The sequence below is a fragment of the Olsenella absiana genome, assembly GCF_036408855.1.
Classification (GTDB): domain Bacteria; phylum Actinomycetota; class Coriobacteriia; order Coriobacteriales; family Atopobiaceae; genus Olsenella_K; species Olsenella_K absiana.
This window is the reverse complement of sequence record NZ_JAZGJQ010000005.1, coordinates 118,232-141,978: the sequence shown is the minus strand read 5'-3', so window position 1 is coordinate 141,978 and position 23,747 is coordinate 118,232. Positions and strand designations below refer to the sequence as shown.

20 protein-coding genes and 2 tRNA genes are annotated in these 23,747 nt (G+C 64.0%); 10 read left to right on the top strand and 12 right to left on the bottom strand.

Annotation, left to right across the window (positions count from 1 at the left end):
* The first annotated feature begins 240 nt into the window (after positions 1–240).
* Complete coding sequence (locus VXJ25_RS06230; protein WP_330958345.1) at positions 241–1,110, top strand: trimeric intracellular cation channel family protein; 870 nt, start codon at positions 241–243, stop codon at positions 1,108–1,110.
* A gap of 127 nt (positions 1,111–1,237) precedes the next feature.
* Here VXJ25_RS06230 and typA read toward each other — a convergent pair whose 3' ends face one another.
* The 5 genes from typA to VXJ25_RS06205 all read right to left on the bottom strand — a co-directional run bounded on the left by typA (position 1,238) and on the right by VXJ25_RS06205 (position 5,418).
* The gene (gene typA / locus VXJ25_RS06225; protein WP_330958344.1) at positions 1,238–3,082 is read right to left on the bottom strand and encodes a translational GTPase TypA; all 1,845 of its coding nucleotides are present in this window, start codon (positions 3,080–3,082) and stop codon (positions 1,238–1,240) included.
* A gap of 108 nt (positions 3,083–3,190) precedes the next feature.
* Complete coding sequence (locus VXJ25_RS06220) at positions 3,191–3,646, bottom strand: hypothetical protein (protein ID WP_330958343.1); 456 nt, start codon at positions 3,644–3,646, stop codon at positions 3,191–3,193.
* Positions 3,647–3,786: 140 nt separating this feature from the next.
* A complete protein-coding gene (locus VXJ25_RS06215) occupies positions 3,787–4,521 on the bottom strand; it encodes a hypothetical protein (protein WP_330958342.1) in 735 nt (244 codons plus the stop codon).
* A gap of 671 nt (positions 4,522–5,192) precedes the next feature.
* Positions 5,193–5,268: transfer RNA gene (locus tag VXJ25_RS06210), tRNA-Ala, on the bottom strand.
* 73 nt (positions 5,269–5,341) lie between these two features.
* Positions 5,342–5,418: transfer RNA gene (locus VXJ25_RS06205), tRNA-Ile, on the bottom strand.
* 199 nt (positions 5,419–5,617) lie between these two features.
* Here VXJ25_RS06205 and VXJ25_RS06200 point away from each other — a divergent pair.
* Positions 5,618–6,310 (top strand): bifunctional nuclease family protein, encoded by a 693-nt coding sequence (locus tag VXJ25_RS06200; protein ID WP_330958341.1) that lies wholly within the window; start codon positions 5,618–5,620, stop codon positions 6,308–6,310.
* 90 nt (positions 6,311–6,400) lie between these two features.
* On the opposite strand, the gene gyrA is transcribed toward VXJ25_RS06200, so the two are convergent.
* From gyrA to VXJ25_RS06165, 7 genes are all read right to left on the bottom strand, one after another.
* Entirely contained in the window at positions 6,401–9,232 is a 2,832-nt protein-coding gene (gene gyrA / locus VXJ25_RS06195; RefSeq protein WP_407941919.1) for a DNA gyrase subunit A, read from the bottom strand.
* A gap of 79 nt (positions 9,233–9,311) precedes the next feature.
* Positions 9,312–11,258 carry a DNA topoisomerase (ATP-hydrolyzing) subunit B gene (gyrB, locus tag VXJ25_RS06190; protein WP_330958340.1) on the bottom strand — a complete coding sequence of 649 codons (1,947 nt, stop codon included), beginning with the start codon at positions 11,256–11,258 and terminating at the stop codon, positions 9,312–9,314.
* A gap of 152 nt (positions 11,259–11,410) precedes the next feature.
* Positions 11,411–11,995, bottom strand: a complete 585-nt coding sequence (locus VXJ25_RS06185) for a hypothetical protein (RefSeq protein WP_330958339.1) — start codon at positions 11,993–11,995, stop codon at positions 11,411–11,413.
* On the bottom strand, positions 11,985–13,082 hold the full coding sequence (gene recF / locus VXJ25_RS06180) for a DNA replication/repair protein RecF (RefSeq protein WP_330958338.1): 1,098 nt from the start codon (positions 13,080–13,082) through the stop codon (positions 11,985–11,987). The genes VXJ25_RS06185 and recF overlap by 11 nt, the downstream gene beginning before the upstream one ends.
* A 2-nt stretch (positions 13,083–13,084) precedes the next feature.
* Positions 13,085–14,188, bottom strand: coding sequence for a DNA polymerase III subunit beta (gene dnaN, locus VXJ25_RS06175; RefSeq protein WP_330958337.1), 1,104 nt, complete (start codon positions 14,186–14,188; stop codon positions 13,085–13,087).
* Between the two features lie 267 nt (positions 14,189–14,455).
* On the bottom strand, positions 14,456–16,075 hold the full coding sequence (locus VXJ25_RS06170; protein WP_330958336.1) for a chromosomal replication initiator protein DnaA: 1,620 nt from the start codon (positions 16,073–16,075) through the stop codon (positions 14,456–14,458).
* Positions 16,076–16,236: 161 nt separating this feature from the next.
* Positions 16,237–17,631, bottom strand: coding sequence for an ATP-binding protein (locus tag VXJ25_RS06165; RefSeq protein WP_330958335.1), 1,395 nt, complete (start codon positions 17,629–17,631; stop codon positions 16,237–16,239).
* A 555-nt stretch (positions 17,632–18,186) separates the two neighbouring features.
* Here VXJ25_RS06165 and rpmH point away from each other — a divergent pair.
* The 8 genes from rpmH to VXJ25_RS06125 all read left to right on the top strand — a co-directional run bounded on the left by rpmH (position 18,187) and on the right by VXJ25_RS06125 (position 23,747).
* Positions 18,187–18,321, top strand: coding sequence for a 50S ribosomal protein L34 (rpmH, locus tag VXJ25_RS06160; RefSeq protein ID WP_330958334.1), 135 nt, complete (start codon positions 18,187–18,189; stop codon positions 18,319–18,321).
* A gap of 7 nt (positions 18,322–18,328) precedes the next feature.
* The gene (gene rnpA, locus VXJ25_RS06155; RefSeq protein WP_330958333.1) at positions 18,329–18,664 is read left to right on the top strand and encodes a ribonuclease P protein component; all 336 of its coding nucleotides are present in this window, start codon (positions 18,329–18,331) and stop codon (positions 18,662–18,664) included.
* Complete coding sequence (gene yidD, locus VXJ25_RS06150; protein WP_330958332.1) at positions 18,654–18,887, top strand: membrane protein insertion efficiency factor YidD; 234 nt, start codon at positions 18,654–18,656, stop codon at positions 18,885–18,887. The genes rnpA and yidD overlap by 11 nt, the downstream gene beginning before the upstream one ends.
* Before the next feature lie 21 nt (positions 18,888–18,908).
* The gene (locus VXJ25_RS06145) at positions 18,909–19,670 is read left to right on the top strand and encodes a YidC/Oxa1 family membrane protein insertase (RefSeq protein WP_330958331.1); all 762 of its coding nucleotides are present in this window, start codon (positions 18,909–18,911) and stop codon (positions 19,668–19,670) included.
* 79 nt (positions 19,671–19,749) lie between these two features.
* A complete protein-coding gene (locus tag VXJ25_RS06140) occupies positions 19,750–20,337 on the top strand; it encodes a Jag family protein (RefSeq protein WP_330958330.1) in 588 nt (195 codons plus the stop codon).
* A gap of 214 nt (positions 20,338–20,551) precedes the next feature.
* A complete protein-coding gene (gene rsmG / locus VXJ25_RS06135) occupies positions 20,552–21,277 on the top strand; it encodes a 16S rRNA (guanine(527)-N(7))-methyltransferase RsmG (RefSeq protein WP_330958329.1) in 726 nt (241 codons plus the stop codon).
* Between the two features lie 780 nt (positions 21,278–22,057).
* Entirely contained in the window at positions 22,058–22,858 is an 801-nt protein-coding gene (locus tag VXJ25_RS06130) for a ParA family protein (RefSeq protein WP_330958328.1), read from the top strand.
* Positions 22,851–23,747, top strand: a complete 897-nt coding sequence (locus VXJ25_RS06125; protein ID WP_330958327.1) for a ParB/RepB/Spo0J family partition protein — start codon at positions 22,851–22,853, stop codon at positions 23,745–23,747. The genes VXJ25_RS06130 and VXJ25_RS06125 overlap by 8 nt, the downstream gene beginning before the upstream one ends.

Here is a 23,747-nt window from a genome sequence, read left to right as displayed (position 1 = left end):
AGCAAAAGGGATGCTAGAGGAGACGGAGGCAGGACGGATGCGGAATCCGTCCTGCCTCCAATTTCATCTGCCGTCCCTGCATGACTTGGTGCAACGGTGTTGCTTTTCGAAATTCAATTCACGGAAGCGAGCATGGGAGCTCGGCTGTACTTTTGACCTGGAGATTCTGCTTCTACGTTCGCTCAGCTCTCGCTTCCGGTAAGGTCACCGTCCACGGACCATTCGCAAAAGGAGAAGCCCTTGCTCGATTACCTCTTCTCTTCCGGCAGCGCAGACCTGGCCAGCCTCAACGTCCCCACCTGGCTCGACCTCTCGTCGGTCGTCGTCGGGTCCTTCTCGGGCATCCTGGTGGGCCAGCAGCGAAAACTCGACTTCGTGGGAATCACGGCGATCTCGATCATCGGAGGCCTGGGCGGGGGCCTCGTCCGCGACGTCATCATGCAGCATGGCGTCTACATGCTCGAGTCGCGCTTCGCCATCCCCGCGTGCCTCCTCGCCGGGCTCGTGGGCTTCCTGTTCCCACAGGTGCTGACCCGCCACCCCCACCTCCTCGAGTGGATGGACATCTTCTCGGTGGCCCTCTTCGTCGCGGGAGGCACGAGCAAGGCGATCGCCTGCGAGCTCAACGGATATGCGGCCGTGCTCATGGGCATCATCACCGGCGTCGGTGGTGGCATGCTCAGAGACGTCTTCCTCGGCGAGGTGCCAAAGGTCTTCAGGGCGGGCACCTACTATGCGCTCTGCGCGGTCGCTGGAGCGCTGACGTACTACGTATGCATCAGGTTTCTCCTGCTGCGCCAAGTCTGGGCGCTGCTCGCGTGCGTCGTCGTGACCGTCGGCCTGAGGAGGACGTCGCTCAGGTACGACATCCGCTCGTCGGCCTCCGTCGACCTCGAGCCCCGCCTGGACGACGCCTACCAGTCGCTCAGGGTGCGCTGGTCGAGGTCGGGCGCAGTGTCCGAGGACAAGCCTGGGGAGAATCGCGGGCCCGGAGCGTGCGTGCGAGACGAAGTATCGGGGAAAACCGGAGCCGAGACGGGTGACGAGCGCACCGGCGGGGGAGAGCAGGACCCGCACGCCGAGGGTGGACCCGAAGGTCCCGTCTCGTAGGTCCAGGGGGCACCTAGGGCGACCTGTCCCATAGGCCGTCCCCTCAATCGCCCAGTTCAAGGAAGGGGGAGGGCAAGCCCTCCCCCTCGTACTACAAGCGTATTTCTAGCGCCCGGCGACTCGACCTCTAGCCGTTGAGCTTGGCGACCTTACCGTGCTGAACCGCCCACTTGCGACGCTCGACCTCGGTCAGCAGGCGCTTGCGCATGCGGATGAAGTGCGGCGTGACCTCTACCAGCTCGTCGTCCATGATGTACTCGAGCGCCTCCTCGAGGCTGAACACCTTCGGGGGAGTGAGCTGGACGGCGATGTCGGCGGTCGAGCTGCGCTGGTTGCCGAGGTTCTTGCTGCGCGCAACGTTGACGGTCATGTCGCCGGGACGGGACCTCTCGCCCACGAGCATGCCCTCGTAGCACTCGTCGCCCGGGGCGATGAAGAGGGTGCCGCGGTCCTGCAGCGTGCCGAGGGCGTAGGCGACGGCCTTCTCGGTGCTCATGGAGATCATCGCGCCGTTCTGCCTGGCACCAATCTCTCCGGCGTAGGGGCCGTACTCGGCGAAGGTGTGGTAGAACACCGCGTCACCGTGCGTGACGTTCATGATGCGGGACTTCAAGCCCATGATGCCCCTGGTGGGGATGCTGAACTCGAGGTGCGTCTGGGTCGTGCCCGTCTCCATGTTGGTCATGGTGCCACCGGCGTTGCCGAAGACCTCAATCACCTTGCCGGAGAACTCGGGGTTGCACTCGACGACGGCGTTCTCCACGGGTTCCAGGACCTGTCCGTGCTCCTTCTTGAAGAGGACGCGCGGGCGGCCGACCTGGAACTCGAAGCCCTCGCGGCGCATGGCCTCCATGAGGACGGAGAGGTGCAGGATGCCGCGGCCCGCGACCTCGACGCCGGTCTTGTCGGGGAGCTCCTCGATGCGCATGGTCACGTTGTTCTCGCGCTCCTGCATCAGGCGCTCCTTGAGCTGGCGCCCGCCCACGATGTCGCCGTCGCGACCGACGAGGGGAGAGGTGCTCGCCTCGAAGACGATCGAGAGCGTCGGGGGGTCGATCTCGATCGGTTCCAGCTCGACGGGGTTCTCGGGGTCGGTGTAGACGTCGCCTATGTCGGTGCGGTCGATGCCCACGACCGCGGCGATGTCGCCGGCCTCCGCGTGGTCGCACTCCTTTCGGCCGAGGTAGTCGAAGGTGAAGAGCTGCTTCACACGCGCCATGGTGCGAGATCCGTCGTTCTTCACGACGAGGATGTCGTCGCCGTCGTGGATGGTGCCGGAGTAGATGCGGCCGATGCCGATGCGGCCGACGTAGTCGGAGTGGTCGATGGTCACGCACTGCATCGCGAGCGGGCCGTCGAGGTCCACGTCGGGGGCGGGCATCTCGTCCACGATCATGTCGAGCAGCGGATACATGTCCATGTTTCCGTCGTCCGGCGCAAGACGCGCGTAGCCGTTCACGGCGGAGGCGTACACGACGTGCTCCATGGCGAACTCGAGCTGCTCGTCGGTGGCGCCGAGGTCCATCATCAGGTCGAGCGACTGGTTGAGCGCGTTCTCGGGGTTGGCCCCATCGCGGTCGATCTTGTTGATGACGATCATGACCTGCAGGTGCGCGGCGATGGCGTGCCTCAGCACGAAGCGGGTCTGGGGCATGGGGCCCTCCGCCGCGTCAACGAGCAGGAGCGCGCCGTCGGCCATCTTGAGGACGCGCTCGACCTCGCCACCGAAGTCGGCGTGGCCGGGGGTGTCGATGACGTTGATCTTCACGCCCCTGTACTCGATGGAGATGTTCTTGGAGAGGATCGTGATGCCGCGCTCGCGCTCCTGGTCGTTGGAGTCGAGCACGCGCTCCTGGACCTGCTGCCCCTCCCTGAAGGCATCAGTCGCCTTGAGCATCCCGTCGACCAGCGTCGTCTTTCCGTGGTCGACGTGGGCGATAATCGCGATGTTCCTGATGGTTTTCTGCAGCATGCGTCCTCGTTTCTTACTCGGCATCTTCCCTCTGATGCGTTGATGCAGATGTAGTTTCTTGCACTGTGGATACTGCGTCCGTATTATCCAGCGTCAGCCTGACGCCCTCTAAAGCAGCGACTCAGTGACGCCAGCCGGAGCCGGGTCACTCCAGCGAAACCCGTCACCTGAACCCTTGCCGTCCACGTATGAGAAGGCGGAGTAGCTCGTTCTGCCACGCTCGCCGAACTCCACGATGACCGCGTCCTGGAAGGCTCCGGCCTCGTCGGCGACCGCCCCCTCGTAGGCGATGGCGTACCGTACGGGCGCGGCGCCTCCGGCATGCCCTTCCTTGCCGAGCTCCCGCACCTTTGAACGTGCGCCCTCGAGGAGCTCCTCGGGCCCGTCGTCCGAGAACTCGAAGGGCGAGACCTCCCCGTTCGCACTCTCCACGACGAGCAGCACGTTCAGGTCCTCCCCGTCGGCCAGCATGTCGAGGGCGTCGCCCAGCAAGGCGCTCGTGAGCGCGTCAAGCTCGGACGAGATGTCGCCACGCGCCTTCGATGAGCTGTCGTCGTTTCTCATGTGCTTGCCTTCGGTCGGCTTCCATGGGCGCGGGGCGCCCCTCATAGATACTAACGCGTTTGCGAACCCGTGATTAATGGGTTCGACCGAGCCCTCCAGTCTGCGTCTTACCTTCATCTCGGCCGGAGCTCAGGTCCCTCCTAGTGCGTAAGCGTCACCACGAGAATGACGGCAAGGCAGGCGGCGAGCACGATCAACGCCGGCACCCAAGGGCTCATGGCCCTCTCCGGCTTCTGGTCCTGCGCCTTGGAGAGGTAGTCATCCAAAGCGTCCGAGACGATCTTCTTGGTCCTCTCGTCAGCCTGCTGCTGCCTCTCCTCCTCAGTAGGCTCCTTGGGGGTATCGATCTCGGGGTAGGCGAGCTCGCCTTCGATCTCCACCTCCTCCGGCTTCGTGTAGCCGTGTATGTCACTGATGGCCTCAGCCATCTGCTTCATCTGCAAAGCCTTGGCCTGGCTGTCCTGGGCGAGTACGTCGAGCTTCTTGGCGAGGTCCGCGACCTCGGCGGCGGTGGCAGGCCTCTGGTCGCCCGTCATCTGGAGGCCGATGCGCGCATAATAGCCGAGCGCCTCGGACTCGCTGCACTCGTGCTCCTTCGAGTACGCCTGGATCTTATCCTTGATGTCCGAGGGCACGATGGCTGCGGGCGATGAGGTGGCCGTCCCCTGCTCGCCCAGGCTCTCGATCTTCTCCTCGATCTTCGCGATGTCATCAGACGAGATCGGCCTGCCCGAGTCCTCGATCTCTATGCCGGCGCGAGCGAAGTGGCTCATGGCCTCCGCCTTGGTGCACTGGTGCTCGGCGGCGTAAGACTGGATCTTCTCGTTGATGTCCTCAGGCATGCGCATGCTGAACGTGGTGAGCTTCTTGGGCATTACGTGCTCCTTCTTCGTTAATACATCCACATTCTATGCCACGAGCCCATTGGACTTCGACCCATGACGTAATATGACGTTCCCTCGATAGGTAATACACATTCTTAGGTATGCAGTATTATGTCATTACTTTTTTCATATTCATAGTATTCGATGTAAATTATTCGTATTATCACTGTTAGTTTTCATATTACATGTAGTTCAATTGTCACTACATGTATAGAATTACGTATTACTGCTATATATATCGCTATTTCTCGCAGTGTGGCACAAGCGGCTCTCCATAAGTGTGCAGACCACGGCTCAGGGCACGTACAGAACGTAGTCGGCTGACTCACGGGCCCGTCCCCTACAGGGCGAGCAGTCTCCGGGCTCTTCTGAGACCGCTGTGCGGGCAAGACAAGGACAGCTTTCGAGGTCGACAGCCACAATCCTAGGGTGGCGGTCGCAAGCCTGGACAAGACCTCTCTCCATGGACTTGCCTGTGGGGCCACACCCTACGGCTGGTCCCAACTACTGGTGCGAGCTGCTCCTTAGCGGACGAGGACACAAGACAGCCGGGTCGTTACCGACCGGAGGCAAGGAAGACAGGATAGGCAGGCACAAAGACCAGACGCGCCAAAGGTCGACCACACAAAATAGGCCAGGCGGATGCCTGGCCTTCGAATGCTTGGTGGAGACAATGGGGTTCGAACCCACGACCTCAGGCTTGCAAAGCCCGCGCTCTCCCAGCTGAGCTATGTCCCCGGATTCCCCACTGATGCAATAAACGCCCCAGCGGCGACTCGGCTCACGCTGGGGCGTTTATTATCAAAGAAAGTGGTGGGCCCGACAAGGTTCGAACTTGTGACCTCCCGGTTATCAGCCGGACGCTCTGACCAACTGAGCTACGGGCCCATCCGCAAGAAAGTACAATACGCTCTCTCAACCCCCGTGTCAACGAGAATCTTGAAAAAGTTGACGGCAATCTGGGTACTCCATATGCAGAGTTCGTCTGCGGGGGATTGCGCGGCCCCTGCGGCGCCAATCTGCTATACCGTTGCGAAACACGTTCGGTCTCAAGACACGTTGGGCAACGAGCCCAGGAAGAAGCCAGATGTCACTCGTTCGCTTGGAAATATCATCAGTGGTCGTCGGCGAGGGCACCGTCTCTTCGATGGTGATTCTCAAGCCCCACAGGCGGACGGCTCCCTCGGCGAAGCTCCCCATCCGGATCGGCTCAGTGGAGAGCACGGCGATCAGCATGGGCATCGACGGCTCGCAGCACCACCGTCCCATGACCCACGACCTTCTCAACGACGTGATCGTCTCGCTGGGGGGACGTCTCGTCAGCGTGGTGATCAACGACGTCAGGGGCACGACCTTCTTCGCGCAGCTTCGCATCGTCACCTCTGCCGGAAGCCAGGTCAGCGTGGACGCCAGGCCCTCCGACGCCATCGCGCTCGCGGTCCGCGCTCACGTTCCCATCTTCGCCGAGGAGGAGGTCGTGGACACCGCATCGCTTCCCGACTTCTCGTCCGTCGAGGCCGAGGAGCGCAGGGAGGAGCTCAAGCGCTTCCACGACTTCGTCGAGGGCCTCACCCCCGAAGACTTCGCCCTCGATCGGGGTGACGTCCGCACTGCCGCCGATGGCACCCTCTCGAGGCCCTCTCAGGCCTCCTCGCATGAGCGCACTTCGGGACCGGACGAGCGGGCGAGCGAGCTCGGGCACCCGCGCGAGAAGCCGGGTCAGGACCTCAGGGACGACCTCGCGGACGGCACCAACACGGCCGAGCACCCCGGCTCGTAGGTCCCAGCGGCACGCACGAAGAAGGGGCCCGCCTCCCGTGGAGGCGGGCCCCTTTCCCTTGGGCCGTTCTATGAGCGCGCAGAGGGGGCGCTAGTCCTCGTCGAGGATCTCGGCGTCGTAGTCCTCCTCGCCGCCGATGTCCACGGGCTCGTCCTCGGACGGCGCGGACTTCTCGCCCGCGGCGAGCAGGTCAAGCGAGGCCTGGTTCTCGTCGACCGAGGCGGCCTTGGCGGCCTTCTTCTTGTGGGCGACCATCCTCGCCATGGCGCTCACGTGGTCGCCGTCGATGAGGTTCATGATCTTGACGCCCTGGGTGGCACGACCGAGGCGCGAGACGTCAGTGGCCTTGACGCGAATCATCACGCCCTCCTCGGACACGATCATGAGCTCGTGCTGCGGCCCCACGACGCGGCAGGCCACGAGCTTGCCCTTCTTGTCCGTCATCGCGATGGTGAAGACGCCCTGGCCGCCGCGCTTGTGCTCGGGGTACTCCGAGACGGGCGTGCGCTTGCCGTAGCCGTTCTCGGTCAGCACCACGAGGTCGCCGTTGCCGTTGGTTATCTCCATGCCCAGCATCTTGGCGTCGCCCTTGAGGGTGATGCCGCGGACGCCGGTGGTGTCCCTGCCCATGGGGCGCACGTCGTTCTCGTCGAACATGATCGCCTTGCCGTCGGTCGAGCAGAGGATGACCTTCTCCCGCTCCTTGACGCGGCGCACGTTCACGAGCTCGTCGTTGCCCCTGAGCTTGATGGCGATGAGGCCGTCGCGCCTGGTGACGTCGTAGGCGCTCATGGCGGTCTTCTTCACCATGCCCTCGCGGGTCGCGAACATGAGGTAGGCGTCCTGCGGGAAGTCGCGGGTGCACAGCACGGCCGTGGGGTGCTCGCCCTCGGAGAGGTTGAGCAGGTTGACCAGGGCCGAGCCGCGCGAGGTGCGCGAGCCGAGCGGCAGCTCGTGGACCTTCATGCGGAAGACCTTGCCCTTGTTGGTGAAGAAGAGCACGTAGTCGTGGGTACTCGCGACGAAGAGGTCCTCGACGAAGTCGTTGTCCTTGAGCGAGAGGCCCCTCATGCCCTTGCCGCCGCGGTGCTGCTGGCGGTAGTTGGCCACGGCCAGGCGCTTCACGTAGCCGGAGTGCGTGAAGGTGACGACCATGTCCTCCTCGGCGATGAGGTCCTCGACGTCGAGGTCCTCGGCGCGCTCGACGTTGATCTTGGTGCGGCGGGCGTCCGCGAACCTGTCGGAGATGGCGCGCAGCTCGTCCTTGATGACGCCGAGCAGCTTCTCCGGGTGGGCGAGAAGGTCCTTGAAGTACGCGATCTGCTCGTGCAGCTCCTTGATCTGGGCCACCAGCTCGTCGCGGGCGAGGCCCGTCAGGCGGCGCAGGCGCATCTGCAGGATGGCCTCGCCCTGGACGTCGTCCAGGTCGAAGCGATCGTGCATGCGGCGCTTGGCCTCGGCGTCGTCGCGCGAGGAGCGGATGATGTGGACGATCTCGTCGATGTTGTCCACGGCGACGAGCAGGCCCTCCAAGATGTGGACGCGCTTCTCCGCCTTGTCCAGGTCGTACCTGGTGCGGCGGGTGACGACGTCGACCTGGTGGTCGATATAGCAGCGCAGCATATCGCGCAGGGAGAGCGTGCGGGGCACGCCGTCCACGAGCGCGATGTCGATCACGCCGAAGCTGGTCTGCAGCTGGGTGCGCTTGTACAGGTTGTTGAGGACCACCTGCGGCACGGCGCCGGTCTTGAGGTCGATGACGATGCGCATGCCCTTGCGGTTGGACTCGTCGCGCATGTCCGAGATGCCGTCGATCTTCTTCTCGTTGACCTGCTGCGCGATCTTCTCCTGCAGGAGGCCCTTGTTGACCTGGTAGGGGATCTCGGTCACGACGAGGCGCTGGCGGCCGTTCTTGCGCTGCTCGACGTGCACCTTGGAGCGCACCGTGATGGAGCCGCGACCGGTCTCGTAGGCCTCGCGGATGCCGTCGGTGCCCATGATGATGCCGCCGGTCGGGAAGTCCGGGCCGGGCATGACCCGCATCAGCTCGTCGAGCGTGACGTCGGGGTTGTCGATCATGAGGCAGACCGCGTCCGTGACCTCCTTGAGGTTGTGGGGCGGGATGTTGGTCGCCATGCCGACGGCAATGCCGTTGGAGCCGTTGACCAGCAGGTTGGGGAAGCGCGACGGCAGGACCGAGGGCTCGGAGAGCGACTCGTCGTAGTTGGGCTGGAGGTCGACGGTCTCCTTGCTGAGGTCGGCCAGCATCTCCATGGCGGCGCGCGTCAGCCTGGACTCGGTGTAGCGCATGGCCGCCGGGGGGTCGCCGTCGATCGAGCCGAAGTTGCCGTGGCCGTCGATGAGGGGCAGGCGCATCGAGAAGTCCTGCGCCATGCGGGCCATGGCGTCGTAGATCGAGGAGTCACCGTGCGGGTGGTACTTGCCCATGACTTCGCCGACCGTCCAGGCCGACTTCTTGTGGGGCTTGTTGGGCGTGATGCCCGCCTCGTTCATGGCGTACAGGATGCGCCTGTGGACGGGCTTCAGGCCGTCGCGCACGTCCGGGAGGGCGCGGGCGACGATGACCGACATCGAGTACTCGAGGAAGGAGGTCTTCATCTCGCTCGCCATGTCGGTCGGCTTGAGGGCGCCGCCATGGATGTCCTCGAGGGAGAGGCGGGTACCGGCCTCGTCGGAGATGGTGTGCGAGAGGTTCGCGCCGGCGAGGCTGGGCGCCGGGCCCTCGTCCTCGTCTTCCTCCTCGAGGTCCTCGTCGTCCAGGTCGTCGTCGAAGCCGGGCTCGTCCCCGGAGGCGTCGAGGTCGTCGTCGAGGTCGTCGTAGCCGCCCTCGCCGGCGTCGCCCGAGCCGCCAGACCCGAGGCCGTCCTCGAAGTCGTCGTTGTGTCCGTTGTTGTCTGCCACTGCGAAAACCTTTCTTCAGCGCTCGCTGGCCGCTCCCGACCGAGATGGCCCGGGTCCGGGGTGCGGCTTGTGGCGCGGCCTAGATGTCGAGGAAGCGCACGTCCTTGGCGTGGGTCTGGATGAAGTCCTTGCGCTTCTCGACCGTGGTGCCCATGAGGTCGCTCACCGCTCGCTCCGCCGCCATGGCGTCGTCGATGTTGACCTTGAGCATGATGCGGTTCTTGGGGTCCATGGTCGTGGACCAGAGCTGCTCGGGGTCCATCTCGCCCAGGCCCTTGTAGCGCTGGACGGTGTAGCGGCTGGAGTCGGGGAACTTGCGCGCCTCGACGGCGAGCTCCTCGTCGGAGTACAGGTACATGCCGCGCTTCTTGCCCTTGGGCTTGAGCTGGTAGAGGGGCGGCTGCGCCACGTAGATGTAGCCCGCCTCGATCATCGGCCGCATGTAGCGGTAGAAGAAGGTGAGCAGCAAGATCCTGATGTGGGCGCCGTCGACGTCGGCATCCGTCATGATCACGATCTTGTGGTAGCGTGCCTTGTTGATGTCGAACTCCTGGTCGACGCCGGTGCCGATGGCCGTGATCAGGCTCTGGATGGTCTCGGAGGAGAGCGCGCGGTGCTCCTGGACGCGCTCGACGTTCAAGATCTTGCCCCTCAGCGGGAGGACGGCCTGGATAGAGCGGTCGCGCGCCATCTTGGCCGAGCCGCCTGCCGAGTCGCCCTCGACGATGAAGAGCTCGGTCATCTCCGCGTCGCGCACGGAGCAGTCAGCGAGCTTGCCGGGCAGGCTCGCGCTCTCGAGCAGGCCCTTGCGGCGGGTCGCCTGGCGTGCCTTCTGGGCGGCCATGCGGCCGCGGGCGGCGGCGGAGGCCTTCTTGAAGATCTCCTTCGCCTGGTTAGGGTGCTCCTCGAGGTACTCGGCGAGCTGCTGGCTCACGATCTTGTTGGTGAGCGAGCGGATGTAGGAGTTGCCGAGCTTGGCCTTGGTCTGCCCCTCGAACTGCGGGTCGGGGAGCTTGACCGAGATGACCGCCGTGAGGCCCTCGCGCACGTCGTCGCCCGTGAGGTTGGGGTCCTTCTCCTTGAGGAGCTTCTTGGTGCGCGCGTAGTCGTTCAGGGTCTTGGTCAGCGCGGTGCGGAAGCCCTCGAGGTGCATGCCGCCCTCGTCGGTATAGATGTCGTTGGCGAAGGTCAGCACCTGCTCGCTGTAGCCGGTGTTCCACTGCATGGCCACCTCGACCTCGCCCTTGCGGGCGACGGGCGTGTCGGGCGTGGTGCGGTCCTCGATGTAGATGGGCTTCGAGAGGCCGGGGAGGATGGTCTTCTCGGTGTTGAGGAACTTGACGAAGTCCACGATGCCGCCCTGGTAGCAGAACTCGTCCACGCGGGGCGTGAGCTCGCGCTCGTCGGTGAGGACGATCTTGAGGCCCTTGTTGAGGAAGGCGGTCTCCTGCAGGCGGTCGTGCAGGGTGTCGTAGTTGTAGACCGTCGTGTCGAAGATCTCGTCATCCGGCCAGAAGGTGACCGTGGTGCCGGTGGCCTTGCTCGTACCGACCTTCTGCATCTTCTTGGTCGTCTTGCCGCGCGAGAACTCCATCTCGAAGATGCCGCCGTCGCGCTTGACGCTCACGACGAGGCGCTTCGAGAGCGCGTTGACGACCGAGACGCCGACGCCGTGCAGGCCGCCGGACACCTTGTAGGCGGCATTGTCGAACTTGCCGCCGGCATGCAGGACGGTGAGGACGACCTCGAGCGTCGGGATCTTCTTCTGGGGATGGGGCGCTACGGGGATGCCGCGGCCGTTGTCCTCGACGGTGACCGAGTTGTCGGGGTGGACGGTCACCTTGATCTTGGTGCAGAAGCCCGCCAGCGCCTCGTCAACGGAGTTGTCGACGATCTCCCACACGAGGTGGTGCAGGCCGGTCGTGGAGGTGGAGCCGATGTACATGCCCGGGCGCTTGCGGACGGGATCGAGGCCCTCGAGGACCTTGATGCTGCTCGCGCCGTAGTCGTCTGTCTTCTCTGCCACAGGATTCCTCTCTCATAGCGACGCCGCGCGGTAGACGCGCGGCCCTCCCATTCTAGTCCACCGCGGCTCACAAGCCTAGGCCGGACGCGTTTTAGGGGATCTCTGGGCACAAACCACATCTCAGAGCCTTGCAGAGGCGTTCTCAGACACTGTCAGCTATCTTGCGGCTCTTTTGCCTTCTGGCGCATGAACGAGAATCTCACGGCGCGAGAGACGCTTTCCTTGAGGGGCTCCGGCACGTCGGCCACAAGGTCTTGTACCCGCGCCTCCTCGGCCGGCGTGAGGCGGGGGAGGGGCTTGGGGGCGCAGGGCTCCTCCCGCCTCTCCCGGTCGGAGACGAACCTGCGCTTGGAGAGGCGGAACTCCACCCCCGAGACCGCGTAGCCGAAGTTCGCGAGGCGCGCGAGGTAGATCTCGCGGCGCGCGGTGAAGTCCGTGAGGCGCGAGCTCGAGTCGACGTAGACCCCGAGTACGGGGTCGGCGCCGGCCGAACGACCCTGCCTGAGGTAGACCCCGGTCGTGTGCTTGCGCTCCACCACCCCGTTGCAGCCGTACCAGGCCGCGGCGGCGCGCTGGGCGTCGCTCAGGTGCCCGCCGAACTCGCCACCGAGGTAGCGTCGCAGGACGTCGCCCGCGCTCGACGCCGCGTCGCGCGCACGCTCGGCGCGCTGGGCCCTCACGACCTCGGCCGAGGGGGCGAGGTTCCACTCCCCCTCCCGCGCTCGCCTACCCGCCATAGCGGACCACCTCCGCGCCCTCGAGCAGGGACTCGGGGAAGTAGCCGAGGTTGGTCGTGGTGACCACCGTCTGGATCCCGCCCCGCACGAACCTGGTGACGGCGTCGCGCCGGCTGGCGTCCAGCTCGCTCATCACGTCGTCGAGCAGGAGCAGGGGCTTCTCGCCCAGGACCTCCTCGGCGATGGCGACCTCGGCCATCTTCCAGGCCAGGACGATGGAACGCTGCTGGCCCTGGCTGCCGAACGAGCGGGCGTCCCGGCCGTCGAGGGTGAAGGCTATGTCGTCGCGCTGGGGCCCCACGCTCGTCTGCTGCCGCCGCAGGTCGTGCGCGCGGGCCTCGGCGAGGCGGGCGGAGAAGAGCGCGCAGACCTCGCCCCTCTCCGGCGCGGCGGGGTCGCCGGGCAGCTCGCCCAGGCTGCACTCGTAGGCGCAGTCAAGCTCGTCCGAGCCGCCGACCTGGGCGTATATCTCCCTGAGGTGGGCCCTCAGGCGGTAGAAGAGCTTGAGACGGGCCACGAGGAGGGCGGCGCCGCCCGTGGCGACCGATGCGTCCCAGGCGTCCAGGAGCGCGAGGTCCGGCGCGTCCTCCTTGAGGAGGCGGTTGCGCTGCTCGACCGCATGGGCATACGCCTGTGCGAGCTTCCTGAAGCCGGCGTTGGCCTGCGCCCCGAAGGCGTCGAGCTCGTCGCGGCGCCAGCGGGCGCCCCGCTTCACGAAGGAGAGGTCATCGGGGCAGAAGAGCACGCTCATGAGCGTGGCGGAGAGGTCGGCCGGGCGGCACTTCTTGCCGTTCCTGAGGAAGCTCCGCCTCCTCTCGCCGATCTCGCACGCGACGTCTATGACGCGGCCGTCCCCCTCGAGGCGCGCGGAGATCCTCGCCCCGGGCGCGCCGTCCATGATGAGGTCGGCGGCCCGGGGGTGGCGAAACGACATGCCCGAGGTAAGCATCTGGAGCGCCTCGACGGAGTTGGTCTTGCCCGTCGCGTTGGGGCCCACGAGGACGGTCAGACCGTCCGCGAGCTCGAGGTCCCTCTCGGAGAAGTTCCTGAAGGAGCGCATCCCCAGGCTCCGCACCTTGAGGCCCAAGCCTACATCCTCACGGGCATGAGCAGGTAGAGGTAGTTGATGCTCGCGTACGACTTGAAGATGGCCGGCTGCATGGCGCTCATCAGCTCGAGCGAGATGTCCTTCTCGCCCGTCGCCGCGTTGACGCAGTCGAAGACGTAGTGGTAGTTGAGGGCGATGGACATGCTCTGCCCCTCGACCTCGGCGGGGACCGTCTCGGTCGACTCGCCCTGGTCGGGGGAGCTCGCGGAGAGCTTGACGATGCCGCCGTCGGCGTCCACGTCGAAACGGACCGACGGGTTGGCGAGCGCGATGACGGAGACGCGCTTGAGGGCGGCGGCGAGGCCGGTGACGTCCACCTTGACCGAGGTCGTGCAGCCCTTGGGGAGGAGCTGCTTGTAGTTGGGGAAGTTGCCCTCGATCCTGCGGGCGACGTAGGTGGTGTTGCCGAAGGAGAAGACCACCTGGCTGCCAGTGGTGCCGATGAGGAGGCGCTCGGTCATCGAGGGGATGGAGAGGGCGTCGTGGAAGACCGCACCGGGGACGATGGCCGTGAAGGCCGCGTCGGTCGAGGAGGTCTCCGTGTTGGAGTCGCAGACGGCAAGGCGGTAGGAGTCGGTCGCGACCAGGCGGATGACGTTGTTCTCGACGGTGAGCAGCACGCCGGAGAGGATCGGGCGGGAGGTGTCCCTGCTCGTGACCTTGTAGACCTTGTCGACCATCTTGGTCAGCAGGTCGCTCGGGAGCTCGACGGAGTTCTCGAGCTCGAAGGTCGGGAACTCGGGGAAGTCCTGCGGGGCGAGGGTGTTGAGGCGGAAGTGCGACTTCTCGCAGGCGATGGTGCAGGTGCGGTCGTCAGCCTCGAAGCTCACCGCCGCGTCGGGCAGCGTCTTGACGATGTTGGCGAGGATCTTGCCGGAGACGACGGTCTCCCCCGGCTCCTCCACGTCCGCCGCGATGCTGTGGCGGATGGATATGTTGAGGTTGGTGGACTGGAACTCGAGCGTGCCCTCCTCCGCCTTGACGTAGATGCCCGAGAGAATGGGCAGGGTGGAGTTGGAGCCCATGCCCTTGGAGACGACCCCGAGAGCCCGCTCGAGGGCGGACTGGCTGACTATGAACCTCAATGCCTTCATCCTCCTATTATTTGTTCTTCTTTAATAATAAAGAGATAGCGATAGTAATAGGTCTTGTCGAAAAGTAGAAAACTCAGCGTCTGCCCAGGTGGGCGGCCATTTTATGACGTCTGTGCATTCGTCCTCCGCTCAACGCTTTCACCTTGTCGTCGGATGTTGAAAACCTCCTTCTACACGACCTTGCGCCTTTTCCGCGCTCGTTGAAAGGATTTCTTCCGGGTTTTCAACATCCCTCGATGCCCCCGTTCCCTTGCGGCCCTACTCCGTGATGCTCTCCCTGATGCGGGCGATGCGGTCCGCGAGCAGCCGGTCGCTCTTGGAGAGCTCGTCTATCACGCCGATGCTGTGCTTGATCGTGGCGTGCGTCCTGTTGCCGAAGCGCTTCCCGATGTCGGCGAGGGTGTTGTCGGTCAGCTCGCGCGTGAGCCAGATGGCGACGTGGCGCGGCTCCATGAGCTCCTTGTTGCGCTTGCCGCCGACGAGGTCGGCGTGCGAGATGTCGTAGTCCTTCTCGACCGCCTTCTGGATCTGCTCGACCGTCACGATCTTCTGGCCCGAGGGCCACTTCTGGCTCGCGAGCTGCACGACGTCCTCGCGGTTGAGCGAGCCACCCTGGGACTGGTGCTGGTAGGCGAGCATCAGGCAGGACTGCACGAAGCCCTCGATCACGCGGATGTTGGTGCCTGCGCGCTCGGCCATGAGCTTGCGCATGTCTGGCGCGATGTCCGCGTCGAGCCCCGGGACGCCCTCGCGGCGCGAGTCCTCGCGCATCCTCTCGTAGAAGGTGTCGATGAGCTCGAGCTTGAGCTCGTAGTCCGGGACCTGGATGCCGATGGTGAAGCCTGAGTCGAGGCGGCTCGTCACGCGCTCGTCGAAGCGCGAGGTCCCGCCGACGCCGAGCTCGGAGGGGGTGCGGTCCGCGGCCATCACGATCTGCTTTCCGTGCCCCACCAGGTAGTTGAAGGTGTCGAAGAAGAAGCCGATCGTGCCACCGGCCGTCGACATGCCCTGGATGTCGTCGATGATCAAGACGTCGATGTTGTGGTAGTTCTCCGCCAGCGCCTCTGCGGCGCCGGCCCGAGCGTTCTTCATGGCCTTGGAGTAGTCGTCGATGAAGTCGGTCGCGACGCGGTAGACGCACGTGCGCGACGGGTCGTTGACGGCGATGTAGTTCTGGATGGCGCGCAGCAGGTGCGTCTTGCCGAGTCCGCTCTTGCCGTAGATGAAGAGCGGGTTGTAGTTCATGTTCTGGCCGTTGGCGACCTGCTTGGCGGCGTCGAGCGCAAACTTGTTCTGGGGGCCCTCTACGAAGCGGTCGAAGGTGAGCTTGGAGTCCGCCTCGGTGATCTGCTCGACGAGCGGGTTGGCGGCAACCCGGCCTTCCCCGGTCGCCGAAGGCGCGCCCGCGGGCGAGGAGGACGTGGGGGTCGCAGCACTGCCCGGGGCGGGGGAGGTGGCCACCGGCGCGGCGGGACCTGCGGGCGGCTGGGGTGCGCCTGCCTGCTGCGCGGGCGCGGAGGCGACCCGAGCGGCAGGGTCGTGCCTCGTCGCGCTGTTCCAGCTGTCGACCTCGGCGCGCGAGAGCTCCGAGTGGGTGGCCAGCGGCCTGTGCTCGCGCTCCTGGCCGATCTCGACGGCGAGGGAGAGCCTCATGAACGCGACCTGCTCGACGCAGGCCTCGACCTCGGGCGCGAACTTGGCGACGGTCCTCTGGACGAAGCGGGACGAGGTGGAGATGTGGAGCGCCTCGTCGTCGAGGCTGGTCGCGGAGCAGCTCTGCAGCATCGCGAGGGTCGCGGGCGGCAGGTTCTTCTCCGCGAGGAGGTCAAGCACGTCCTCCCACAGAGCCTCTGCGTCCGATTCGTTCGTTGGGTCCATGCGCGCCCCTGACCTCCGGTGCCCCTCCGGCTACGTTCCTCTTGTTGAAAACCTCGCCGCGAGGCAAGGGAATCAACAGTATATGATGAAAACTTCCCGCCGCGGGCGTTGACGGCGTTGAAATGTGGGAAGTCGCCATCGGGCCGAGGGGCGCCGGCAGCCTAGGCGAGGGGGTGGCTCTCGACGAAGGCCCGCCCCATCCCCGTGAGGCGCCTCTTCTGGCCGTCCTTCTTGATCAGGCCGTCCTCCTCGAGTTGCTTGAGCTCGCGCGTCCAGGTGGGCTGCGACTCGCCGTAGGCCCTCTGGAGGTCGCTCGGGCCGACGGACCCGTTGTGAGCGAGGTAGGCGAGGGCGGCGCGCCCGCGTGCGGTGAGTCTGACCCACGAGAAGGGGTCCGGGCCGGCCGCCGCCGGGGTGGCGGGTGACGGGGGCACCTCCGCACCGGGCGCCGGGGACGCCTGGCGCTGCTGGTAGGGAGCCTGGGCCGGGGCGGGCTCGGGCGCGTCGCCAGCAGGCTGGGGGTATCCCGGCTGTGGGTAGGCGCCCTGCGGGTAGGTGGCCTGGGGGTAGCCCGGCTGCCGGTAGTCCCCCTGCGGGTATCCCGCCTGCGGATACCCTGGCTGTGGGTATCCGGCCTGCGGATACGGCTGCTGGCCCCAGGGCTGCTGCGCACCGCCTGCCTGGTTCCATCCCTGAGGCGGCCAGCCGCCCTGGTTCCCCGCGGCCGCAGCCGGCTGCTGGCCAAAGGGGTAGGCTCCCGCGGCGGGCTGGGAGGGGTAGCCCGGCGCCGGCTGGTACGGATAGGGCGAGAAGCCCATCTCGCCCGCCGCCTGCTCGCCCGGCTGGCCTTGCTGACCGGGCGCCTGCGGAGCGAGCGCGCCCGCCTGCGCGCCACCGTGGTCGCCGCGAGGCTTGGTTGAGATGGTGACGACGGTCCCCTGGGAGATGTTGTCCTCGACGGTCAGCGAGCCGCCCTTGTCCTCCATGTACTGCTGGACGTAGGGGAGGCCCGAGCCGACGCCGCGGATGTAGCGCTTCATCTCCTCGGTCGCGGAGCTGGTGCCGTACTCGAGCGCGCGGTCCTTCTCCTTGATGCCGGGGCCCTGGTCGGAGAACCTGATCGTGTTGCCGGAGTCCAGGATCGAGATGGTCGGCTCGATGAAGTAGGCGTGGATGAAGTTCTCGACGATCTCTCGGATGACGGTGAAGGGGATGGTGCCGCCCTGCTCGTGGGAGAGGCTCGTGACCTGCTTCGTGATCTCCTCGAGGTAGGAGCGGACGTCCTTGGGGTCGACGATGACAACGCGGGGCGCGGCCGCGGCGTCGTCGTAGACCGCGATGCGGGCGGGGAAGTCCACCTCGCTCGCGGTGAGGGCGCGCCTCGCCCCGCCTCCCGGCGCTTCGGGGGCGGGTCCGGCCCCGGGCGCGAAAGCGCCAGCCCGAGCCGGCGCCGCGCCCGCGCCCGTCTGCTCGCCGCCGCCCTGGGTCGGTGGCGTGGCGGGATCGCCCGCGCCATCGGGATCGTTGTCGACGAACGGGTAGAACGGCCTGGCCATCACCGCCTCCTTTGCGTGCTTGGTACTTTTCGACATTCGTTCAACGAATGAAGAAAACCTTTCAGAAGAAAATTTCAGTGGAAGAAAGTTTTCAACAGTGGGTGAAAGAATGTCGATAAGTGCGTTGAATCGAACGTGTCGGGCTGAAAGATTCTACCACCGGACGAGAAATTACCTTGTCAGGCGGCAAGTCTATTCAACTCTAGGGCAAAGATTTCTTTCACGGGCGCACGGGTGAAAGAATCCTTCACGGGAGCTTTCCGCGGCGGGCGCCTGGTGATATGAGCGGCTCGGAGGAGGTGAACCCCGCGCCGACGGGCCCTCGGATGGTTTGGCCTCCGGCTTGCGCACTACGGAGCTCGGGCCGCTGGATCTCTGCAGGGCTCGGCGCATACTTTGTGATTCACGAGACTACCTTTGCCAAGGCGCCCGACTTTCGCGTACTATGAGTAGAGTTTGCAGAATTGCCCAGTTGAAATTGACAGCGGCCTCAGGTGGCCCATACAATCTGAGGGCTCAGAACTGGACATTGGTATTATCCCAGGAGGATTCGAGATGAAGCGTACGTATCAGCCCAACAAGAGGAAGCGCGCTAAGACCCACGGCTTCCGTGCTCGCATGGCTACCAAGGGCGGCCGTCTGGTCCTCGCCCGCCGCCGCGCCAAGGGCCGCAAGAAGCTCACCGTTTAGGAACCAAATGGAGACCATCAAATCCAAGAAGGAATTTGAGAGGGTCTTCTCTGGTGGTAGGCGCTATAACCATCGGCTTGTACGCATAACAGTTCTCAGGGTGAGCGAAGGCGGCTTGAACAAAGTCGCCTTTGTTGCACCTAAGAGGCTTGGCAATGCGGTTTTCAGGAACAGGTGCAAAAGGGTTCTACGTGCGGCGGCGTACGAGTGTGGCCTTCCGTCAGAGGATGCGAGCATAATCATGTTTGCAACAAAGGCAACACACGGAGCGTCATCCGTCGAGGTTGCTTATGCGCTCTCTCAGCTCCTCCGCAAGGCGGGCGTGAGATGCGATGGGGACTGACGGCAAGGGTTTTGTCGCAAGGGCCTTCATGCTCCTGATACGTGGGTACCAGCGCTTTATTTCACCTATTCTCCCGGACTCGTGCATCTACTCGCCGACTTGCTCCCAGTACGCGATAGAGGCGATTTCGAAGTACGGGGCGGCGAAGGGTACATGGCTCGCCCTTAGGAGGATCCTGAGGTGCAACCCCTTTCACCGCGGTGGATATGATCCCGTTCCCTAGAGAAAGAGTGGCTCGGACACCATGTGGGATTGGTTTATTAACTTCCTGAGCGGCATCCTCGCCGGACTGCAGGGCATCTGCGGAGACTGGGGTCTCGCCATCGTCATCCTGACGGTGATCATCCGGATCCTCATCATGCCCCTCATGACGAGGTCTACCGCCTCCTCCGCGAAGATGCAGGCGCTCCAGCCGAAGCTCATGGAGATTCAGCAGCGCTACGCCGATGACCCTCAGAGGCAGTCTGAGGAGCTGCAGAAGTTCTACGCCGAGAACAAGTTCAACCCGCTCGGTGGTTGCCTGCCCCTCATCCTCCAGATGCCGGTCTTCTTTGCGCTCTTCAGCGTAACCCGCGATCACATTCCCGTAGACGCGACGCTTTACGGCTTCATCGAGCTCGGACAGTCCCCGGCCAACGTCATGGCGACTAACGGTTGGGCCGCTGCGCTGCCCTACCTCGCCCTCGTGATTCTCGATGGCGTCCTCACCTTCATCCCCATGGTGCTCCAGTCTCGCCAGAACTCGGACTCCGAGCAGGCGAGGCAGTCCCTGATCATGGGTGGCGTCATGTCGGTCTTCATTCTCTGGTTCGCGTGGAGCATCAACTCCGGCGTCCTGATCTACTACGTGACCTCCGCCGTCTGGCAGGTCGTCCAGCAGCAGATCGTGACCAAGCGCGTCACCGAGAAGGTTAAGGCTGAGACCGAGGCGAAGCTCGCGGCGGATGCGGTCAAGGTCGACGTGGTCCGCAAGGAGCGTAAGGCGCGCCCCCGCAAGAAGAAGTAGGGTACGGCAGAGAATGCAAGGTGGGGCATGGCGTGCATGTTGCGTCATGCCCCTTGAATTTGAATCCTGGAGGTAACACATGGAGGACGAGGGCATCACCTCCTCGGTGAGCGAAGGGGCACAGGAGACGACGGAGGCTGCGGCCGACGACGCCTTTGCTGAGATTCGCGAGCACTATGCGGCGACCAAGGAGCTGACCGAGGAAGAGACGGACAAGATCGCGGATGTCGCGGTCGGATACCTGAGGGACATCCTCGGGTTCTTCGGCGAGGACAAGTCGTCCATCGACGAGTACGACGGCGACGAGGGCGAGCTCATACTCGACATCAACGGCGGGAACCTCGCGGTCCTCATCGGGCGCCACGGCCGCACGCTCGATGCGCTGCAGATGGTCCTCTCCTCCCTGATGAGCAGCAACCTCAAGTTCCACTACCCCGTCGTCGTAGACATCGAAGGCTATAAGAGCCGTCGCAAGGATAAGGTCCGCACCATCGCGCTCTCTGCCGCCGCCCGTGCGAAGCGGCAGGGGAGCGCAGTCTCCCTGGCGCCGATGAACGCCTACGAGCGCAGGCTCGTGCACATTGCGCTTGTGGACGATGACGAGGTGGCGACGCATTCCGAGGGGGAGGACCCTGACCGTTACGTAGTTATCACCCCGGTCAAGTAGCTTCTCGCCGCGGTAGCTCTTCTCAGAACCGTACGTGGGCCCCTGGCAGTCCGAAGCCTTCGCGAGGACATGCCGGGGCCCTTTCTATGCGTCGGCAATCTAAGGCACGTCGTTCTTGTGGCGCCTCGAGGGGCGGGGACCGTTGTGCCTCCGACAACTTGGTATCCTCGGATAGCGCTTAGCTACGTTGTCCGCTCGTGGGATAGGGGGTCGCATGGACCTGGAAGAGGGGATCGAGAAGCTCGCGGACGCTGCGAGTGGCTACGGCATATCCTTGACTCGAGATCAGGCCGAGAAGCTCGTCGGACACCTGTGCCTCGTGGAGGAAAAGAACAAGGTAGTCAACCTGACGAGAATCGTGGACGATCGTGACGCGCTCATCCTGCACATCCTTGACTCGCTTCTCCTTGCCTCCAGGCTTGACGAGGCACCAGAGGGGGCCTTCCTGGACATAGGTACCGGGGCGGGCTACCCCGGCCTTCCGCTCGCTGTGGTCACGGGCAGGCGAGGAGTGCTCGTAGACTCCGTTGGTAAGAAGGTGAACGCCGTACGGGGCTTCATCGACGAGCTCGGCCTCGCTGAGCAGGTCGAGGCCCGGCACGTCCGCGTTGAGGAGCTCGCAAAGGTACAGAAGGGGGCTTATGCGGCCGTGGTCGCGCGCGCCGTCGCACAAGTGAATGTGCTTGTCGAATATGCCACACCTTTTCTCTGTAAGGACGGACTGCTGGTCATCGCCAAGGCGAGGCCCGATGAGGACGAGATTCTCGCCGGAAACAAGGCGGCGGCGATATGCGGGCTTCGGCCGGTTGCCCTTGACGAGTATGAGCTGCCGGAGGGCCTGGGTCACAGGGAGGTTCTCACCTACAGAAGGGTCGGAAGCCCGAAGGTAAAGCTACCTCGCAAGACTGGGATGGCAAGCCATCAGCCGCTTGGTGTCTAGGGGACGCTCCGCATTAGCTCGCATGCAGAGCGTCCTCCTCATGAGAGGCGCGTTACCCATGCAGTTCGTGAGTTCTCAAGCTCAGCCTGGGTACAGAGGCCATGTGCTGATCGTCAGGAGGCCGGCTAGACCGTCTCCACTGAGCCCCTGAGGTGTCGGCTGGCCTTCTCCCGAGCACGCACGTGAGCGTGTTTCACGTGAAACAGGAATGTGGAACGTGCCGGTTGGCACGATTCGCGTGTGCTCCCATCCTCCCACACTCTACGTTGCCTAGGCTGCCCATGGATTGGCAATAGGTTGAGGAAGCCTGGGGACGGTCACGAGATGACCTGCCGCGTCCTAGAAGTATCAAACTAGGGTGGTCGCCTCTTCAGGGCATCGGACTAAGGGGTGGCCGAATATCGACAAGATCATGCCTCCATACCCACCATGCTGACGAGCATGGTTCGAGTTCCCGTAATGTGGCGCGAATCAAGGGATAGGGGCGGGAAGCTCCTGTTTAGGAGTCGATACGCTGAGTCACGGTCGACCTGACCGTGGGACGGTGTCAACGTCATGCTTCCTTAGGATACGTGATTCACGTGAAACATTTTCGCGCGGCGTGGGCGATGAGGGCGCCTTTGTTGTCCCGATACGTGGTGATACTTGCACGTGTTAGGCATGAAATCGCGGCCGTGCCGGCAGAAAGTGACAAGCATCTCGTTCTGGAACTCGGGCTCTTCGAGCGTGTAAAGTAGAGCATCCGATAGCCATGATGCGAAGCGAACAGGGGAGGAAGACGTGGGATACACAGGGACCAAGAGGGCGCTACCGCAACGAGACTCCCAGGTAATCGCCATCATCAACCAGAAGGGTGGAGTCGGGAAGTCTACGACTGCGGTCAACCTCTCCGCCGCGCTCGGAGAATCAAAGAAGAAGGTCCTCGTCATAGACTTCGACCCGCAGGGCAACGCGACGAGTGGCTTTGGAATCGAGAAAGAAAGCCTTCATGGAGACGTCTATGACGCGCTTTCCGGTCGCTGCGGTCTCCAGGACGTCATCCTCGATACCATCGAGCCAACGGTCTTCATCGCTCCATCGACAATCTCGCTTGCTGGTGCTGAGATCGAGCTTGTGACGATGGAGGACAGGGAGACGGTCCTCAAGCGCCTGATAGCACCAGTGCGCGACGAGTTTGACTACATCTTCATCGACTGTCCTCCATCGCTCGGGGTGCTGACGCTAGACGCTCTCGTAGCCGCCGACTCTCTGCTCATTCCGATTCAATGTGAGTTCTATGCGCTCGAGGGGCTGACCAAGCTCCTCGAGTCGATGAAGATGGTTAAGTCACGCCTGAATCCCGATCTTGAGATCTTCGGCGTCCTTATGACCATGTTTGACGCCAGGACGACCCTCTCAAAACAGGTCGTGGACGAGGTGCAGACGTACTTTGGTAAGAAGGTCTTCAAGACCGTCATTCCACGCAACGTAAAGCTCTCGGAGGCGCCTAGCCACGGACTCCCGATCAACCACTACTCTCGCATGAGCCGTGGTGCCCTGGCGTATGGGAAGCTGGCGAAAGAGGTGGTACGACGTGGCTAAGCACAGCGGTCTTGGACGGGGCCTCGAGTCGCTGCTGGGAGAGACTGCTGGAGAGGTCGGCACGCTCGAGGCTGGCCAGGCGGAGATTCCACTCGATGAGATCCGGGTGAACCCAAACCAGCCGCGCAAGCTCTTCGACGATGCGGCTCTTGACGAGCTTGCGGATTCGATTCGTCAGAACGGCCTCATCCAGCCTATCGTCGTGCGCAGGCATGTCGACGGATATGAAATAGTGGCGGGTGAAAGACGCTATCAAGCATCACGACGGGCAGGACTCATGACAGTGCCCGCAATCGTGAGGGATGTCAGCGATGAGGACATGCTCAAGATTGCCCTGATCGAGAACCTACAGCGAGAAGATCTCAACCCCATCGAGACCGCGATGGGCTATCACAGGCTTATCGAAGAAAATGGGTTGAGGCAGCAGGACCTCGCGGACCTGATCTCTCGTTCGCGTTCCTCCATTGCGAATTCCCTACGGCTGCTCGAACTGCCCGAGGGAATCCAGGAGTTGCTACGGGCTGGGAAGCTCACGCCTGGTCATGCTCGTGCGATCCTCTCGGTCGACGGGGAGGAGAATCGCATGAGTCTGGCAGAGAGGGTCGTGCGAGAGGGGCTCTCGGTTCGTCAGACAGAAAAGCTTGCTTCGTGGATTTCTGTCCAGGCGAGCGAGGGAGAGAAAGAGACCGAGACCAGGAAGGTTAGACCCGCGGCCTACGCTATCGCCGAACGGAGACTGCGCGACGTGCTGAAACTGCCGGTCGCCGTGCGTCGGGTGCGGGGCAAGAACAAGCTTGAGATTCAGTTCGAGGACGAAGGTCAGCTGTCGGCACTCATCTCACTCCTTACTTCTGCGGAGGGGGATTCGGGGTTCGATAAGGACGAGTAG

What these genes read in the sequence shown, in the direction of transcription:
- typA (WP_330958344.1), bottom strand. Translation starts at nt 3,082, where the DNA reads ATGCTGCAGAAAACCATCAGGAACATCGCGATTATCGCCCACGTCGAC.
- VXJ25_RS06220 (WP_330958343.1), bottom strand. Translation starts at nt 3,646, where the DNA reads ATGAGAAACGACGACAGCTCATCGAAGGCGCGTGGCGACATCTCGTCC.
- VXJ25_RS06215 (WP_330958342.1), bottom strand. Translation starts at nt 4,521, where the DNA reads ATGCCCAAGAAGCTCACCACGTTCAGCATGCGCATGCCTGAGGACATC.
- VXJ25_RS06200 (WP_330958341.1), top strand. Translation starts at nt 5,618, where the DNA reads ATGTCACTCGTTCGCTTGGAAATATCATCAGTGGTCGTCGGCGAGGGC.
- VXJ25_RS06185 (WP_330958339.1), bottom strand. Translation starts at nt 11,995, where the DNA reads ATGGCGGGTAGGCGAGCGCGGGAGGGGGAGTGGAACCTCGCCCCCTCG.
- VXJ25_RS06170 (WP_330958336.1), bottom strand. Translation starts at nt 16,075, where the DNA reads ATGGACCCAACGAACGAATCGGACGCAGAGGCTCTGTGGGAGGACGTG.
- VXJ25_RS06165 (WP_330958335.1), bottom strand. Translation starts at nt 17,631, where the DNA reads ATGGCCAGGCCGTTCTACCCGTTCGTCGACAACGATCCCGATGGCGCG.
- rpmH (WP_330958334.1), top strand. Translation starts at nt 18,187, where the DNA reads ATGAAGCGTACGTATCAGCCCAACAAGAGGAAGCGCGCTAAGACCCAC.
- rnpA (WP_330958333.1), top strand. Translation starts at nt 18,329, where the DNA reads ATGGAGACCATCAAATCCAAGAAGGAATTTGAGAGGGTCTTCTCTGGT.
- yidD (WP_330958332.1), top strand. Translation starts at nt 18,654, where the DNA reads ATGGGGACTGACGGCAAGGGTTTTGTCGCAAGGGCCTTCATGCTCCTG.
- VXJ25_RS06145 (WP_330958331.1), top strand. Translation starts at nt 18,909, where the DNA reads ATGTGGGATTGGTTTATTAACTTCCTGAGCGGCATCCTCGCCGGACTG.
- VXJ25_RS06140 (WP_330958330.1), top strand. Translation starts at nt 19,750, where the DNA reads ATGGAGGACGAGGGCATCACCTCCTCGGTGAGCGAAGGGGCACAGGAG.
- rsmG (WP_330958329.1), top strand. Translation starts at nt 20,552, where the DNA reads ATGGACCTGGAAGAGGGGATCGAGAAGCTCGCGGACGCTGCGAGTGGC.